Origin of the sequence: Acetobacterium sp., assembly GCF_041752335.1 — a bacterium.
Classification (GTDB): Bacteria; Bacillota; Clostridia; order Eubacteriales; family Eubacteriaceae; genus Acetobacterium.
The window spans coordinates 24,332-40,428 of record NZ_JBGSHG010000010.1 but is presented as its reverse complement, the minus strand read 5'-3'; the positions used below and the strand labels follow the sequence as shown (position 1 = coordinate 40,428).

The 16,097-nt window shown below is 42.3% G+C and carries 16 protein-coding genes; 1 reads left to right on the top strand and 15 read right to left on the bottom strand.

Translation table 11 applies throughout. From position 1 onward, the window contains the following. Positions 1 to 801: 801 nt before the first annotated feature. The 3 genes from ACEW8F_RS01950 to ACEW8F_RS01940 form a co-directional block, all read right to left on the bottom strand. Complete coding sequence (locus ACEW8F_RS01950) at positions 802 to 1,590, bottom strand: GIY-YIG nuclease family protein (protein WP_373481791.1); 789 nt, start codon at positions 1,588 to 1,590, stop codon at positions 802 to 804. A 167-nt stretch (positions 1,591 to 1,757) separates the two neighbouring features. After that, positions 1,758 to 2,414 (bottom strand): RloB domain-containing protein, encoded by a 657-nt coding sequence (locus ACEW8F_RS01945; protein WP_373481790.1) that lies wholly within the window; start codon positions 2,412 to 2,414, stop codon positions 1,758 to 1,760. Between the two features lie 2 nt (positions 2,415 to 2,416). Beyond that, positions 2,417 to 3,742: an ATP/GTP-binding protein gene (locus tag ACEW8F_RS01940; RefSeq protein ID WP_373481789.1), complete on the bottom strand. Its 1,326-nt coding sequence runs from the start codon at positions 3,740 to 3,742 to the stop codon at positions 2,417 to 2,419. Positions 3,743 to 4,071: 329 nt separating this feature from the next. On the opposite strand from ACEW8F_RS01940, the gene ACEW8F_RS01935 reads away from it, so the two are divergent. Next, positions 4,072 to 5,634, top strand: coding sequence for a DUF2284 domain-containing protein (locus tag ACEW8F_RS01935; RefSeq protein WP_373481788.1), 1,563 nt, complete (start codon positions 4,072 to 4,074; stop codon positions 5,632 to 5,634). Between the two features lie 139 nt (positions 5,635 to 5,773). Here the strand turns inward: ACEW8F_RS01935 and ACEW8F_RS01930 are convergent, their stop codons facing one another. The 12 genes from ACEW8F_RS01930 to ACEW8F_RS01875 all read right to left on the bottom strand — a co-directional run bounded on the left by ACEW8F_RS01930 (position 5,774) and on the right by ACEW8F_RS01875 (position 16,095). Then, complete coding sequence (locus ACEW8F_RS01930; RefSeq protein WP_373481787.1) at positions 5,774 to 6,373, bottom strand: nitroreductase family protein; 600 nt, start codon at positions 6,371 to 6,373, stop codon at positions 5,774 to 5,776. A 176-nt stretch (positions 6,374 to 6,549) separates the two neighbouring features. Further along, positions 6,550 to 7,488 (bottom strand): transketolase family protein, encoded by a 939-nt coding sequence (locus ACEW8F_RS01925; protein WP_373481786.1) that lies wholly within the window; start codon positions 7,486 to 7,488, stop codon positions 6,550 to 6,552. 2 nt (positions 7,489 to 7,490) lie between these two features. Further along, positions 7,491 to 8,300 carry a transketolase gene (locus ACEW8F_RS01920; protein ID WP_373481785.1) on the bottom strand — a complete coding sequence of 270 codons (810 nt, stop codon included), beginning with the start codon at positions 8,298 to 8,300 and terminating at the stop codon, positions 7,491 to 7,493. Between the two features lie 13 nt (positions 8,301 to 8,313). Next, entirely contained in the window at positions 8,314 to 9,501 is a 1,188-nt protein-coding gene (gene alr, locus ACEW8F_RS01915; protein ID WP_373481784.1) for an alanine racemase, read from the bottom strand. 2 nt (positions 9,502 to 9,503) lie between these two features. Then, positions 9,504 to 10,193 carry a 5'-methylthioadenosine/adenosylhomocysteine nucleosidase gene (locus tag ACEW8F_RS01910; RefSeq protein ID WP_373481783.1) on the bottom strand — a complete coding sequence of 230 codons (690 nt, stop codon included), beginning with the start codon at positions 10,191 to 10,193 and terminating at the stop codon, positions 9,504 to 9,506. Further along, positions 10,190 to 10,675: a 2-C-methyl-D-erythritol 2,4-cyclodiphosphate synthase gene (ispF, locus tag ACEW8F_RS01905; RefSeq protein ID WP_373481794.1), complete on the bottom strand. Its 486-nt coding sequence runs from the start codon at positions 10,673 to 10,675 to the stop codon at positions 10,190 to 10,192. Before ispF ends, ACEW8F_RS01910 begins: the two co-directional genes overlap by 4 nt. Before the next feature lie 357 nt (positions 10,676 to 11,032). Beyond that, on the bottom strand, positions 11,033 to 11,740 hold the full coding sequence (locus ACEW8F_RS01900; RefSeq protein WP_373481782.1) for a ThiF family adenylyltransferase: 708 nt from the start codon (positions 11,738 to 11,740) through the stop codon (positions 11,033 to 11,035). Between the two features lie 2 nt (positions 11,741 to 11,742). Continuing rightward, positions 11,743 to 13,419 carry an arginine--tRNA ligase gene (gene argS, locus ACEW8F_RS01895; RefSeq protein WP_373481781.1) on the bottom strand — a complete coding sequence of 559 codons (1,677 nt, stop codon included), beginning with the start codon at positions 13,417 to 13,419 and terminating at the stop codon, positions 11,743 to 11,745. 128 nt (positions 13,420 to 13,547) lie between these two features. Then, positions 13,548 to 13,979: a DUF1934 domain-containing protein gene (locus ACEW8F_RS01890; protein ID WP_373481780.1), complete on the bottom strand. Its 432-nt coding sequence runs from the start codon at positions 13,977 to 13,979 to the stop codon at positions 13,548 to 13,550. A gap of 120 nt (positions 13,980 to 14,099) precedes the next feature. Then, positions 14,100 to 15,152 (bottom strand): D-alanine--D-alanine ligase family protein, encoded by a 1,053-nt coding sequence (locus tag ACEW8F_RS01885; protein WP_373481779.1) that lies wholly within the window; start codon positions 15,150 to 15,152, stop codon positions 14,100 to 14,102. Positions 15,153 to 15,186: 34 nt separating this feature from the next. Then, positions 15,187 to 15,681 (bottom strand): DUF523 domain-containing protein, encoded by a 495-nt coding sequence (locus tag ACEW8F_RS01880; RefSeq protein WP_373481778.1) that lies wholly within the window; start codon positions 15,679 to 15,681, stop codon positions 15,187 to 15,189. A 9-nt stretch (positions 15,682 to 15,690) separates the two neighbouring features. Then, positions 15,691 to 16,095 carry a DapH/DapD/GlmU-related protein gene (locus ACEW8F_RS01875; protein ID WP_373481777.1) on the bottom strand — a complete coding sequence of 135 codons (405 nt, stop codon included), beginning with the start codon at positions 16,093 to 16,095 and terminating at the stop codon, positions 15,691 to 15,693. Positions 16,096 to 16,097 lie beyond the last annotated feature (2 nt).

Genomic DNA, 16,097 nt, shown 5'->3' with positions numbered 1-16,097 from the left:
CCAATGATCACTATTGACAGCCTTCGAATCATGTGCAAAAATGGATTCATATTTTAAAACTTATATTTTCATCGCAAATTTTTAATTCTGTATTTTACATTAACCTGGAAAACGAGAAAACACAAAATTATTTACACTACCCACTATCTAGCAAGGATGCGGATAAAATGTATTTTCTTATTGCATATGTTCCAACTCTTGTATTTTGGGGTTTGGACGCATATTATTTACTGCAAGAACGACTGTATCGAGCATTATACAATTCAATACGTGTGAAATGCGAAGAAGAAATCGACTTTAATATGAATGCATATCTACCTGAAATTCAAAATAAAAAAACAACCTATTGTAGATGCTTGTTATCTATAACTGAATTTTTCTTTTACTTTCCTCTGGCGCTACTCTCAACGGGTATTATTATTATAACTCACCTATAATACTTCTTGCCACCATTGCTAACGATAGCTTTCTCTTTGCGGTTACTTGGTCTCCTCTTTCAGTCGGAATTCGACCGCATATTCCTACAACCCCAATCTGCTACCTTCGAAATGCAATTCGCCAAGCACAAGATTTTATGAAAACAGAACATATCCTCTAAGTTGATTATATCCTCTTAAAGTATTGGCAACCTACGACTGGACAATATTGCATTTATCTAATTATTGACTACCTTAATTGCAACTTAGCTTCTCAATTAGCCCAAAGACAGGTATTTCTATCAGCACATTGGTAATTAGTTCGACAATCGGCCTCTCAAATAAGAAAACCACCACTGTAGTTGGATATTTAAGAGTTCTAACTTTAGACAATAAGTTCTTTCTGTACATAATTCTCATCTTTGAGTCGGTCAAAAATAATTTGAAAATCCGGATTAACGGTCAATTGAAAGTCCAAAGCGTCCTGATATGAATAACCCATTGTCAACATCATCATTCGCAAAGCATGTAATTGAACTTCAAACCACTCATACGTGGCATTATTTGCTAGTTCTCTTAAAGTACTTCTTGAAATAAGTAGGTTATGAGTATCACCTGATGAAAAAGCTTGTATTATTTGAAGGAAATTACCTTTAGTTGCAAACTTACGTGCATAAGTATTTCCACCTATTTTATTCCACGGTGGTATATCTCCGGTAAACAGTCTGTATGCTTCAATCAATTGACCTTCTACTAATTTTATATGCTCTAATCCTTCTTCACCCACATAATTGCCAACGGCGATCCCTTTGGGTTTCTCTAAAAAAATCCGATACATTTTCTCATTTCTTTGAACAATCGGTTGTGATAAAGGTGACTGCACTAAAATTGTATATCCGAGCTTTTTGTGTGTTTTGAAATAATCCTGTATTTGAAGATATTTACATGCACTATCATCAATAGGAAGAAGCCCGTTATGTTGTTTAAAACGCACACATAAATCAGATGCCAATCCAATATAAAGAATCTCTTTTGTATCGTACTCCCAGAATGAATATATCCCCGCTGAAGCCCATCCTACGGTGTCCATTGGGGAACAGATTTCATCAATGAAATTAGCCATAATTTCAAGTTCATCACTTTTATAAGCATCTAAAATAATTGTACCAAACATACTTCAACCCTCCAACAATTGTGTTTTCATCACAAATGACTAAAGATAGGCAATCGTTACAACTAGATCCGGTAATTGCCAATTGCTAACTTTCTCCTGCTTTTTCTTTATGACTCTACCTTTTTATTTTTAATTTAATCCCAGAACTGCATTTCCCACCCCAACGTTCACTCCAATAATCCACAGTCTTGCAATATCTTTTCAATTGCTACCCAAATAGAAAGGGACGGATTTTCTTTATAGAACCGGAAGCCCTTATATTGCTGCAGTACCAAACCGTTTTCTTGATTATTTCGCATAATAGTCTTTGATCGTTGGATAGCCTTTTTAACATCATCTAAAGTCAATTTACTGAGGACCCGCTTGAAGTTGTCTTCATGCTTATACTGATCAAGATTTTCGAAACATTCACCATACGCTCGATTGATGGATTTAATGTACTGCTTACGGTGAGTCAGACAACCCTGGCAGTCTATTTTATGCAATACCATCCATAGTTCAAATGTGAAATTACTGTATCCAAGTTGATATTTGATGGATTTACCAATTGACTGAGATTCCTTCATTTGATCCAACGTAGTTTGAAACTGGGTCGTGTGAATTTCGTCATTACTCTCATAGTCAAACATATGGGTTATCTCAGTTTTCCCCAAGCTCACTAATGACTTTGCCCGTTTCAAAGGATTTTTTTGAATGGGGCAGTCAATAGCAATCCTTCTATAATTCGAAGCTGGTTCAGCATTGACACTGTTTTGCAACCACTGTAAATACCACCGCTCAGTTTCACCCTCAACGGTAAAATAGTATTTTCGATTTTCTTTCATCGCTACTGCTCCTCTTTTTTGTCATCAAACAGACTTTCAAAAATTGGTGCGAAATCAATGTCCTTAATAGCACCGTAGCGACTGATAAAGTAGTTTTTTAAATAATCTTCATTCTTGCGAACGCCATTCCTGCCTGTCGTGCCAAAATCAGAAAGAGAATAGTGAATGCTGTAGTGTGTATCATCATCTCTTTCGACAAATTTTATCTCATCACGCCGAAATAAATTGGCATTCAAAAAAATCGGGTTATGCGTGTTAAAAATCAGCTGTGCATTATGGATATTAATCTCGTCGTTATGAAAAACATTGATAATACTCATTAATGCCATTGGATGAATCGAAGCATCGAACTCATCAACTATTAAGGTCCCTCCATTCAAAAGGGCATTTACTACCAAAGGAAACATATTAACAAAGCGAATCGTACCATATGATTCAAATATCTCTGCAGAAATAGCTGTGCTTTTCTCGGCATCATTAAATAGCGAATATAATTTCGCTTCGGCCTCATCCCCTTCAATTACATAACCCAAGGCATTAGAGGTGATCCCAAAATAGTTTGCGGCCTCGTTCATCGTCTTTTCAATATAGACCGACTTTTTTTGGGGATCTGAGAATTTACGAATCAGATGTAATGAGTCCGCGCGGTAGATCACCATAAACTTATTATCTAGCCAGTTGCTTATTAACAAGGTCAACTTTGCACTAAACATCGTTTTAAAGCCATTCATTAAAAACAGTTCTTCATCGTTCAAATTACTTTTTGCCAATGAAATTGCACCTTTTTCATTCTGGTCAAAAGCATTTACCAGCAAATTATCAATGGTGTCAAACGTTCCAAATTCCAAATCTTTATTTCTGACAAACACCACTTTGTCGTTGACTATAAGAGATTCCGAAATAATCTTTCTCGGGAAATCCGCCTCCAAAAACTTACCAAGATTTACTTCGAACGAATACTCAATTAAAAAGTTGTTGTCAATAAATTTAACGGAAAACGCAACCGGGCTTTGCTCAATATTTGAGTTGTTTGGAATCAACTCTAACGTATTCGCTGCTGCGTTGGGAGTATTTTTATCATCTAAATTACGGATATTTCCACGAAGCACAATTGTTTTAAAGGTATCCATGGCACCAATAATGTTTGTTTTTCCTGATGCATTGGGGCCATAAATCACTGCCGAACACAGCCCTTTGTACGCCCTCTTTCCAATTTTTGAATGCTGCACACTGTAATCCAGTCCCTTTTGCTTGGGAGCTGGGATCATCGAAAAAACTAATTCCTCTTTAAACGATTTATAATTTTTAGTTTTGAATTCAAGCAGCATAAAATTTCTCCATTCTGCAAATTTTTATCAAAATCTTATTTGTATTATATGCTTTATTAGATAAAAAAGTCAATATTATCTCTTATTTTGCAGTATTTCCTCAAATTTATGAAACAGCATTGATAATGGGCGACTTCCGCAATGCATATTATTATACTTTTACTGCTGTCCTTTAAGACTTGCTGATTTTTCTTTTCAGTTATATAATGGTACTATCATTTTATTTAAAATTTGTATTTCTGTTTTATGTTCACATCAATCGGAAATTTTATAAAATAAAGTATTTAATTATTTCTATCTCTCAAGTATTTCAAGAATAGGAAATCACTATGAAACATTCAAAAGAAAATAAGATCTTCTCATTAAAAAGCTTCGATCCCCATACCCATGGCGGCCAGTATCTGGAAAATATATCCTCAGCTAACTGGGTATCCGAGGCTTTATTCACAGCTCTGGATTTGGATCTTTTTGAAACCCTGGAGACCTATGGAATTGATGGTGCTTCGGCTGCCCGGCTTTCCCAAAAGCTCGGCACTGAGACCGTTGCGCTCTCCCCCTATCTGGCGCTGCTGGAAAGCCTGGGGCTACTTTTTTGCTTTGAGAAAAGCTACAGCAACGCCAGCCTGACCAAACGTTATCTACTTTCATCCAGCCCGGATTATCTGGGGGATGCCCTTCGCTTGCGCCAAACCCAGGCACTCCAGTGGCATCATTTAAAGTCTTCGTTGATGCCAAATAAATCCATTATCCGAAGCGAACAATCAGATCCGGTTACCAATCAAGAATTAACCGCCCTGAAAAATAAGGCGGTCAATCAACTTACTCGCATGAAAGCCCTTGAGTGTGTGGGTTTTTTCACTGACTTAACGGGAAATATTCTGATTATTGGTCCTGGTTCAGAAACAATGGCTCGGTCTTTTGTTGAAGCCTTTCCCGATATTTCAGTGACCCTCTTAACTGATGAAAGTGTTTTCTCACCGTCTTTGATGTCGATAAATGATTTTCCCCGGATTCACCTGGCGACAAAAACGGGTCTCAAAACAGCTGCTGGAAATTCCGACAATGACTATTCCCTGATTATTCTTACCGGGCTGTTTATCAACAGTAACCCCCAACTTCTTCACGATCAATTGTACAGCTATTTACCGATGCTTAAACCTGATGGAATCCTAATGCTTCACGATGCCTTTGATGAACATGCAACGCTGATGGCCAGACTGTCCGGTATCAACCGGATGATCCATTTTGGCGGCCAGGTCTGCTCTGGCAAAGAAGTCATCCGCAGATTAGAAGTAGCCGGTCTCACCACCACTGCTCTGATTCCGCTGGAAACCGATACCGCCGTTATTTTTGCCGGTAAATCGCCTGATTTTATCGATAGTCTATCGCTTACGCCCCTCCAGCGCTTAAAACATCCGATCCTTAATATCGGCTTTGATGATGTCCTGGAAATCACCACCGATTCGGTAGTCGTTACCGAATTTGCCAAGAATAAGTGCGCTTTTGGCTGCTCATCGGCCAATCTCAAACATTGTCAGGCCAATGAGATCCCTTTCGAAGAAACGAGCCGACTGCTTTCCAGCTACTCCCGCGCTTTTCTTATTAAAGGAACCCCGGGAACCGGGGAATTTCAACGAAAGATCCTCGAAGCTGAACGGTTGGCCTTTACCGGTGGCTTTCATAAGGCTTTTGCCTTCTGGGCCGGGCCTTGTCATATCTGCCCATCCTGTGATTTAGAGAAACCTTGTCTCAATACCAAAAACCGTCGACCTTCCATGGAAGGCTCCGGCATTGATGTCTTTCAAACCGTGCGAAATAATGGCGAAACCCTCAAAACCCTGGCAACCAAAGATGAATTTATTAAGTATTATGGCTTGCTGCTACTTGAATAGAACAGGTTCCCAGCAAATCCAATAATAATACTTATGTTAACTTATTTTCTCAAACAATTCCAGCCGGGGTTCATACCGGGCTGCTAAAACAAAAACCACGAAGAACCTCCGTGGTTTTTGTTTTAAACACTATCATAAACTATTCAATTACAATCACCCGTTTTTCTATTGGCACAAACTCTTTTTGAATCGGTTCTGCTGTCGGGCTACCAAAAGGCATTTGAGCAATTAAACGCCAGGCTGAAGGGATATTAAAGGCGGTCTTGACATCGTTATCAATAATAGGATTATAATGCTGAATAGTTGCTCCCAAACCTTCGGCTTCCAGTTGGGCCCATATTGCAAATTGCAGCATCCCATTGGACTGTTCAGCCCAAATCGGAAAACTTTCTTTGTAGTTTGTAAACCGCTCCATCAGACCTTTGGTGATAGACATATCATCATAAAACAGCAGGGTACCGCATCCGGCTGCAAAACCTTTGATCTTCTTTTCTGTTGCTCTAAAATCTTCGGCCAGAATGATTTTTCTGAGGCTCTCCATGACGATTCCCCAGAACTCCAAATGCCGTTCTCCAAATAAAACTGCAACACGTTGACTTTGACTGTTAAAAGCAGAAGGCACATGTTTAGTTGAATTATCAATAATTTCAAGTATTTCTTCAGCGGAAATAGGACTTTCATCACAGATTGCATAGAACGAACGACGTTCCTCCATTGCCTCTTTAAAACCTTTTGGCATACGATTTCTCCTTTATCATTCTAAATTATTTGCTAATTTAACCCCTTTAAACCTTATTATACCTTAATTATTAATAATTACCATGATAAAATGCCAGATTACTCGTAACAGTAAAAAAACAGAGTCCCAAAGACCCTGTTTTTTTATCAATTTATCTCATTATTATTCTTTTTCTACTATTTTCGGGCGATCGCTTTTTTTGCCGCTGTTACGATATCTTTGGCTGTTAAACCATATTTTTCCATCAGTGGCGCAACCTTACCGGATTGTCCAAACAGATCCTTGACGCCAACCCGTTCCAGGGGCACTGGTGCAACATCACATAACACTTCGGCCACGGCACTGCCCAGACCGCCAATGATGCTGTGTTCTTCAGCCGTAACAATGGCACCGGTATCAACGGCAGCAGCTTCAATGGCATTCACATCGATGGGTTTAATGGAGCCCATGTTTAATACTCGGGCCAAAACGCCATCCGCTTCTAAGAGTTGCGCAGCTTCCAGGGCTGGTCCCACCATCATGCCGGTGGCAATGATGGTCACGTCTTCGCCGCTTTTTAGCAAACCAGCTTTTCCCAGTTCAAATTGATAGTCTTCATCGAACAGAATGGGTACATCACTGCGACCCAGGCGAATATAAACCGGTCCGTCAATTGCGATGGCGGCATCCATCATTTTTTCTGTTTCGATGGCATCTGCCGGTGATAAAACTGTCATATTGGGAATGACCCGCATCAGCGCAATATCTTCGATGGACTGGTGCGAACCGCCATCTTCACCTACAGAAATCCCAGAATGGGTTAGAGCAATTTTTACATTCAGTTTCGGATAGCAGATGCTGTTACGAATGATTTCATAAGCCCGCCCGGCGCCAAAAATGGCAAAGGTGCTGGCAAAGGGAATTTTTCCTGCAGTTGCCAGACCGGCGGACATTCCCATCAGGTTTGCTTCAGCAATCCCGACATTGAAATGCCGTTCGGGGCAGGCCTTTTTAAAGATATTCGTCTTGGTTGCGCCCGAGAGATCCGCATCCAGAACCACCAGATTCTGATTTTTTTCTCCCAGTTTCACTAAGTATTCGCCGTATGCCTGTCGAGTTGATTTTTTATCTGCCATGATTATGCCTCCAATTCTGCCAATGCTTGTTTCACTTCTTCCGCATTCGGCCCTTTTCCATGCCATCCCGCATTGTTTTCCATAAATGAGACACATTTACCCTTGACCGTTTTACAAATGATCACGGTTGGTTTATCCTCTGATTTTTTTGCCGCTTCTACAGCGGTTCGCAGTTCATCAAAATCATGACCGTCTTCCACCGTGATGACATTCCAGCCAAAGGCTTCAAACTTGGCATCAATGGGGAATGGTGACATAACCTCACAGATGGCCCCGTCAATCTGAAGATTATTATTATCCACAAAAGCAATCAAATTATTAAGCTGGTAATGGCTGGCAGCCATGGCGGCTTCCCAAACCAGGCCTTCCTGCAATTCACCGTCGCCCAGAAGGGCATAGATTTTATGAGATTTGTTGTCCATTTTTCCGGCCAAGGCCATCCCTGCTGCCACCGAAATCCCCTGTCCCAAAGAACCAGTTGACATATCAACCCCTGGTACCTTGTTCATGTCCGGATGTCCCTGGAGCATCGAACCCAGTTGCCTCAGGTTTTCCAGCTCGGCTCTGGGGAAAAAGCCTTTTGCTGCCAAGGTTGCATAAAGCACCGGGGCGGCGTGTCCTTTTGACAAGACAAAACGATCCCGGTCTTCTTTGCGGGGATTGTTTTCATCGACATTCATTTGTTCAAAATAAAGCAGGGTCAGAATTTCTGCTGAAGACAATGATCCTCCGGGATGACCTGAAGCTGCTTTGCCAATCATTTTTACAATATCTTTGCGAATTTCCCTAACGGTTTCTTCTAAAATTGCCATTTAATTCTCCTCTTTAATAAATATCACTGTTTGCGTTAATTTGCCGATTTAAAATGTCACGTCTAATCGTCTGAGGTACCCCATCCTTAATGAACACTCGGGGTACCCGTTTGTTCACCATACAGGTAATTTCATAATTAATGGTTCCCAATGCCTCGGCCAAGACATCGGCTGAAATGTTGTTGCCAAAAAGCTCCACCTCGTCATAAAGGGAAACCGCTTCCACATCGGTCAAATCGATCATGCATTGATCCATACAAATGCTGCCGACCACCGGCACCAGCTGGCCGGCAATCCAGACCTTGCCCAAACCGTTTAACATTCTGGTGTAGCCATCGGCATAGCCAATTGGCAAGGTCCCGATGATCCGGTCTTCATTGGCGACAAAACGGTTACCGTAGCTCACTGTCTCGCCGGGATGGAGGGTTTTTAGATGAACAATGGTTGATTTCAGGGTCATTACCGGCTTTAAATCGATTTTCGACCGGTCCACTTCAGCCGATGGATAAAGCCCGTAAAGGATAATCCCCGGACGCACCATATCAAAATGAACCCCGTCGACATCAAATATTCCGGCGCTGTTGGCCATATGCTTGATGGGAATACTGATATTTTTTTCTGTCAGTTCAGCAAGAACCTGTTGATAGCGCCTGATCTGCTCTTTGGTATGGGTTTTATCGGCGGCGTCGGCGGTAGAAAAATGCGTATACAGACCCTGAAGTTCAATGCCTTCCAAGCGGTACATCGCTTCAATCACTTGTGAAGCCTCCCGCCAGCCAATCCCAATGCGTCCCATACCGGTATCAATTTTTACATGAATGGGATGGCGAATTCCGATTTCCAAACAGTAATCCGACAAGGCCTGGGCAAAATCTATCTGATAGACTCCGGGAATCAGATCCCAACGGATCAGATCGGGGATATGAGCTTTTGCTGTATAGCCCAGCAGTAAAATCTGTTCGGTGATGCCGCCCTGGCGGAGGGCAATGGCTTCATCAATAAAAGCAACTGCCAGCATATCCACCCCGGCATCACAAAGAGTTCGGGCACATTCCAGACTGCCATGTCCGTAGGCATCGGCTTTAACAACCCCCAAAACTTTAACGTTGGGTCCGACAATTCGGCGGATTTCTTCATAATTACTGGTCAGAGCATCCAGGTCTATTTCCGCCCAGGTCGGGCGCAGTGCCAATTCTTTCATATCTATGCGACTCCCTGAACGATGTTCAGCACCATCGCGACCCCATTTTTAATGGAGGCTTCCAGGTTGGCCTTGTAATCATCAGTCAGATTGGAATCGGCCTTGTCGGACATGGAGCGGATCACCAGATAGGGAACCTGGTTCAGCATGGCAACCTGTCCAACTGCCGCTCCTTCCATTTCGACACAGAGTCCGCCAAATTCTTCCCGCAGTTCTTCTTTGAGCTTGTTGGAGTCGACGCCCAAATCAGCGGTCATGATTCGACCCGTCCGGTAGGAAACCTTCAGCGCTTCGGCGGCTGCCTCCGCCAGCTTAATCAGGGCGGGGTCTGCTTTAAAAAAGGTAGTATCCATGTTTGGTATTTCGCCGCGGGGATGTCCAAAAGCCCGTGCATCCATATCATATTGACAGCTGTCCGCTGAGATGACAATGTCACCAATTTCCAGATCCGGATGAACCGCACCGGCCACACCCACATGGATGATAGTTGTTGCCTTAAAAATGTCAATCAAAACCTGGGTACACATGGCGGCATTAACTTTTCCAACTCCGCTTTTAACTGCAATGACCTCTTTTTGGTGGAGTTTTCCCTTGAAAAAAGTCATCCCTCCGTGGTGGATCTTAATTCCATCTTCCATCACCGACTTGATGTCACGAACCTCACTGTCCATGGCTGCAATAATACCGATCATCTATTTATTTCTCCTTTCAAAAGACTCACCACTGCGTTGGCAGCGATCCCCTGTTCACTCCCGGTAAAGCCCAAACCTTCTTCGGTCGTCGCTTTTACACTCACACAATCCCCTGATAAATCCAGAGTTCTACTAATGTTTGCCCCCATGGTTTCAATATAGGGCGCAAGCTTTGGAGCCTGGGCAATAATTGTAGAATCAATGTTATTGATTCGATACCCCCTCGCTGCCACAAGCTGCCCCACTTTTTCAAGCAGCAACAAACTGTCACAATTTTTATAGGCTCCATCAGTGTCAGGAAAGTGTTTGCCGATATCACCCAGCGCCAGCGCCCCTAACAGCGCATCGATAATAGCATGCACCAGCACGTCAGCATCCGAATGTCCCAGCAGACCCAAAGGATGTTCTATTTTTACACCGCCTAAAATGAGTGGTCGATTTGCAACTAAACGATGGACGTCATAACCGCTTCCTATCCGTATCATTTTACTCCTTTTAGCCACTTTTACAAGTAGATTTAACCATATTTTCAGCCATTTGTACAGGATTATTTAGTTTGCGCATGTTTATATTTGGCTGCTCCGATCCTCAAAAATAAATCAGTTGACAACTGATTTTATTTTTACAAATAGAAAAATCGTGAAAACTTTTGAAAATTACTTTCGCTTTCTAAGTCGCTGGTCGTTTGCGCTGCTGTATTCTTAGACCCTGGTGATTTGAATTTTCCGGGAGCCTCAATTTACATTAAAATTATAACATAAATAACCAAAAAAAATGCCACCAAATAAATAACTCAAAAGGTTTTTAAGCTATTTGATCTGGCAGCTAAATATCTGTTGTTAATTTTCTTTCATGTTTCCATTTTTCAGCAGATCCCGTACCACTTCACCAGCGATCAGAAGTCCAGCCACCGAAGGGACAAAAGCAATGCTGCCAGGCGGAGTTTCACGGATTATCGGTTCTTCTGTAGAATAAAGGACCTTCAGCGATCTTACGCCCCGTTCCCGCAATTCTTTGCGCATAACTTTGGCCAGAGGGCAAACTGAGGTTTCATAGATATCGGTAATATTAAAACGACTGGCGTCCATTTTATTTCCGGTTCCCATACAGCTGATAATCGGAACCTTGTTTTCCTGACTTTTGACGACCAGATCAATTTTTGCCGTTACCATATCCACCGCATCGATAACATAGTCATAATCCTGGAGGTGAAACTCCTGGGATGTTTCCGGAGTATAACATATATGCATGGGATGAACGATGGATAGCGGGTTGATGGCAATGAGCCTTCTCGCCATCACCTCCACTTTTTTCTTTCCCACCGTTTTGACATTGGCCATAATCTGGCGATTCAGATTGCTAGTATCGATGGTATCCTTATCCACAATGGTTAAAAAACCCACCCCACTTCTGATTAGCGCTTCCGCCACAAATGAGCCGACACCGCCCACGCCAAACAAAATAACTCTTGAATTTTTTAGAATCTCCAAACCCGATTTCCCAATCAGTTTTTCAGTTCGGTCAAAGATTCCTGATTCTGTTTTCATTTTTACATTCTTTCTGGAGCAGATACTCCCAAAATACCCAGGGCATTTTGAATAACTTGTTGAGTTGACTCGATCAGCGCAACTCTGGCTTTCATCAAGGCCTTATCTTCAACCCGGACGTGGCAGGCATTATAAAAACTATGGAATGCAGCCGCCAGATCAATGGCATATCGGGTAATTCGGCTGGGATCCAGTTTGTCTTCCGCAGTCAGAATTTCATCTGGGAAATTCGACAATATTTCCATCAGATACAATTCTTCTTTTTCAACCAGTCGGCTGTAATCCAGGGGAATCGTTTGATCCAACTCTTCCGTCATCTGGCGAATAATGCTGCAGATTCTGGCATGGGCATATTGCACGTAAAATACCGGATTATCATTGGACTGCTCAATAGCCAGGTCCAGATCAAAGTCAAAATGGCTGTCCGGCGAGCGCAGATTAAAGAAGAATCGGGTCGCATCAACGCCCACTTCATCGATGAGATCAGTCAGCGCAATAGCTTTCCCCTGACGTTTGGACATTCTTGCCACTTCGCCGTTTCGGAGCAGTCGCACCAGTTGCATGATGACCACATCAAAATTAGCGGCATCAATTCCGACCGCCTCCAGCGCCCCTTTGAGCCGGGCCACATGGCCGTGATGATCAGCACCCCAGACGTTGATGCAGCGATTGAACCCGCGGTTAATAAACTTATCCATATGGTAGGCGATATCGGCCATAAAATAGGTGGGCAGTCCGTTAGCCCGGATTAAAACATCATCCTTATCAGAACCAAATTCAGTGGCTTTAAACCATAAAGCACCTTCCTGTTCGTAGGTGAAACCGCCTTTTCCCAACAGCTCAATGGTCTTCTCGATGGCGCCACTGTCATAAAGGCTTTGTTCTGAAAACCAGACATCATAGCGGATCCCATAGGCTTCCAGATCGCTTCTCATTTGGGCGAGGTTTTTATTCAGCGCATAATCAATCAGGATCGGCTTACGTTCTTCCGGAGTCATCGAGCGGTGAACGTCACCATTTGCTGCAATGAAAACTCTCATATGTTCGGTAATGTCTTCACCCTGATAACCATCCTCGGGAAATGGGATATCTTCTCCCATCAATTGGCGGTAACGGGCATCCAGTGAATCGCCAAATTTAACAATCTGATTTCCGGCATCATTAATATAGAATTCCCGGGTGACATCATAGCCGGTCCAGTCGGCAACTGAAGCTAAAATATCACCAATGGCCCCACCTCTGGCATTTCCCATATGCATAGGTCCGGTAGGATTGGCAGAAATAAACTCCAGATTGAATTTTTTTCCGGCATTTTTCTGACTGCGGCCGTAATTGGCTTTCATCGCTGCTACTTCTGCTAAAACTACATATTGCCAATCGGGTTTCAGTTTAAAATTAATGAAGCCAGGTCCAGCTATTTCGATTGACTCGATGTAAGAGTCTCCGGTTTTCATATTGGCCACCAGGGTTTCGGCAATAAAACGGGGAGCTTTCTTAGTCTGTTTGGGTAACTGCATGGCGATATTGGTGGAATATTCACCATGTTCTTTTTCTCTCGGAATTTCCAGAAAAAGATCCGGCATGGTTTCAATCGCCAATGCTCCGGATTCAACCGCTTGATCTAGTGCATCGCCAATGATTTTTTTAACTTGTTCGGTGATCTTTTCGCGTATGTACATCCTTAATTTCCTCTCACTCTTCTATATATTATCAACTAATGGGGCTCTTCTATTCGTTCTCAGACTGTTGAAATTTAAAGGAGAAGCGCTCCCGGCGCTTCTCCTGTGATTGGCATCCCTGCCATTTTTTATTGGGTAATTTTTATGTTCAGGATATTCTGAGAATTTGTAACGCCTTCGATTTCGATGTTGTAATCGATGGACACCTTGGTCGGCTCTTTATCCTCATTATAGTTTACAAACACATCCTTGGTTAAAATCCCCATGGTCACATCCCCGTAAGGGGTGGAATACCAGGTCAGGTTTCTTTTTCCACGTTCAAATTCCATAATGGAGTTGGTTGTTCCCAAACGAATGACTGACACTTTTTGAGCATCAACACAAACGGTGGTGATTGTTCCTTCCATACCGGAAACTTCCGATTCTTTATAAGTCACACAGGATCGATTGGCTTCTTTATACAAATCCCCTTCGGTCAGAAACTCCAGGCTATCCTTATCTTCTTCATTTTTAATGGTTCCCGAAATGGATAACCATACTTTTTTTCTTTCTTCAGTCATTGGTCTCCTCCTAGAGGTATAATTACTCCCACTATTAAACCATTGATGGGTTTTTTTATCAAGAAAAATTATCCTCTTAAGTTTTTATTAGGATTACGCATCATAAAGAAATCGAACAACCTAGTTGGTGGTGGTGCGTTTCCGCTTTGCTGACGCAATAATCAGGTCTACAAGTTCTATATACCCAATTCCGGTAGCTTCCCACATTTTTGGGTACATACTTATATTTGTAAATCCCGGCAGGGTATTTACTTCATTGATTAAAATGCGTTCATCATCGGTGACAAAGAAATCAACCCGGGTTAAACCAGAGCCTTCAATGGCTTTAAAGGCTTTGATGGCGTAATCTCTCACTTTCTCAGTGACTTCTTTGGATAGATCAGCTGGTATGACAACCTTGGAGTCTTCCGTGGCTGAGTACTTAGCTTCATAATCATAAAACTCTTTGGAAGGGATAACCTCTCCGAGAATCGATGCCCGAGCAACGTCGCCCACTTCCAGCACTGCACATTCAATTTCTCTTCCTTTGACAAAGTCTTCCAGAATCAGTTTGTTATCATAAACAAAGGCTTCTTTAATGGCCACAACGAGTTCGGATCGGTCATGGGCTTTACTGATTCCCACACTTGAACCCATGTTAGCCGGTTTTACAAAAATAGGATAGCTCAGTTCCCTTTCGATTTCGGCAATTTTGGCATCAGGATCTTTTTTCCAGTCATTTTCCCGGAAATAAATATATTTCCCGGTGGGGATTCCCACGCTTTGGAACATGATTTTGGAAAATACCTTATCCATGCCTACTGCAGAACTTAACACCCCGCACCCCACATAGGGTTTATTCAACATTTCAAAAACACCCTGGATGGTGCCATCTTCTCCCATCGGTCCGTGAAGAACTGGAAAAAAAACATCAATCTTAGAGATTTCCGGATGAGAGAAAATTGAAAAGTCTGAAATAAGGTTCTTTTGATCCTGTTCCCAGGAACCATCCTTGATTTTTTCGGTATCGCCTGAATAGATAAACCATTTCCCCTGTTTTGATATGCCGATGGTTACAATATTATACTTTTCCCGATCGATGACACCCAAAACATTGTACGCAGAAACCCTTGAAACCTCATGCTCTCCTGACTGTCCTCCAAAAACTACTCCAATATTGAGTTTATTTTTCATATCGTTTCCTCTCTTTTCTTTCGAGATCTCCCTGTTACTTTTTAATACAATCCAGAAAATCTTCTTCTGTTATCACACGAATACCATTTGCTTTCAATAACGCCACAGTGATACCGTCCCCATCGACTAAATTACCGCTGAAGGTTCCATCATATATTTTCCCACAGCCGCAGGAAGGACTATTGCTTTTCATGATGGCAATTTTTGCACCTGATGTCCGAGCCGTATCCGTGGTTCGCTGGGCACCAAGAGTATAAGGCTCCGTAAAGTCAACTTGCTTATCATTATACACTTTCCGTTCCCCATTGACCATGACTATTTCACACGGATCTCGGGGAATTGGCAGACTTGCCAACACCTCCGGACAAACTGGAATAGCCTGTCCCTGAAGAAAAAGCTGGCGCAACTCATTGACCGGATGAGCCTTTTCCTCATAATTAATCTTCATTCCCAGCAGACAGCTGGATACTAAAATTTTCTTTTTGTTTTCTAACGCTTCTTTCAAACAAGTAAAATCTTTCTGATTCATTTTTTCTCCTCAATCTTCATTTTTATAATTTAAACTATCTTCCCGATAAATCCAGGCGCCCCGTTTAAAAACCATTTTATAAATCATATCCTTTAATACGATTTCACCAATTTTTATTACTTGATCGGGTCCGATCGTTACCCCATCGGTCACCCGGGCACCAATTCCAATTTTCGCATTCTTACCGATGGTTACTGCCTTGCCAATGATCACCCCAGGTTCCAAAGTACAGCTGTCTTCAATCCTGCTGTTTGCTTCGACTATCACCCCGGTACCAATCTGACATTGATCACCGATAACGACCCCAGCTCCAATAATCGCCCCGGCACCGATAACGGTTTCATTGCCCAGAATGACATCCTTTGAAATCACCGCACTGGGATGGATCTTTGCCCCGTTCGCCTGGTTACTCATGC

Excerpts from the sequence above, each read along its gene's own strand:
- ACEW8F_RS01920 (WP_373481785.1), bottom strand. The coding sequence starts at position 8,300 with ATGGCAATTTTAGAAGAAACCGTTAGGGAAATTCGCAAAGATATTGTA.
- alr (WP_373481784.1), bottom strand. The coding sequence starts at position 9,501 with ATGAAAGAATTGGCACTGCGCCCGACCTGGGCGGAAATAGACCTGGAT.
- ACEW8F_RS01890 (WP_373481780.1), bottom strand. The coding sequence starts at position 13,979 with ATGACTGAAGAAAGAAAAAAAGTATGGTTATCCATTTCGGGAACCATT.
- ACEW8F_RS01940 (WP_373481789.1), bottom strand. The coding sequence starts at position 3,742 with ATGCTGCTTGAATTCAAAACTAAAAATTATAAATCGTTTAAAGAGGAA.
- ACEW8F_RS01945 (WP_373481790.1), bottom strand. The coding sequence starts at position 2,414 with ATGAAAGAAAATCGAAAATACTATTTTACCGTTGAGGGTGAAACTGAG.
- ACEW8F_RS01950 (WP_373481791.1), bottom strand. The coding sequence starts at position 1,590 with ATGTTTGGTACAATTATTTTAGATGCTTATAAAAGTGATGAACTTGAA.
- ACEW8F_RS01875 (WP_373481777.1), bottom strand. The coding sequence starts at position 16,095 with ATGAGTAACCAGGCGAACGGGGCAAAGATCCATCCCAGTGCGGTGATT.
- ACEW8F_RS01900 (WP_373481782.1), bottom strand. The coding sequence starts at position 11,740 with ATGAAAACAGAATCAGGAATCTTTGACCGAACTGAAAAACTGATTGGG.
- ACEW8F_RS01925 (WP_373481786.1), bottom strand. The coding sequence starts at position 7,488 with ATGGCAGATAAAAAATCAACTCGACAGGCATACGGCGAATACTTAGTG.
- ACEW8F_RS01910 (WP_373481783.1), bottom strand. The coding sequence starts at position 10,193 with ATGATCGGTATTATTGCAGCCATGGACAGTGAGGTTCGTGACATCAAG.
- argS (WP_373481781.1), bottom strand. The coding sequence starts at position 13,419 with ATGTACATACGCGAAAAGATCACCGAACAAGTTAAAAAAATCATTGGC.
- ACEW8F_RS01880 (WP_373481778.1), bottom strand. The coding sequence starts at position 15,681 with ATGAATCAGAAAGATTTTACTTGTTTGAAAGAAGCGTTAGAAAACAAA.
- ACEW8F_RS01930 (WP_373481787.1), bottom strand. The coding sequence starts at position 6,373 with ATGCCAAAAGGTTTTAAAGAGGCAATGGAGGAACGTCGTTCGTTCTAT.
- ACEW8F_RS01935 (WP_373481788.1), top strand. The coding sequence starts at position 4,072 with ATGAAACATTCAAAAGAAAATAAGATCTTCTCATTAAAAAGCTTCGAT.
- ACEW8F_RS01885 (WP_373481779.1), bottom strand. The coding sequence starts at position 15,152 with ATGAAAAATAAACTCAATATTGGAGTAGTTTTTGGAGGACAGTCAGGA.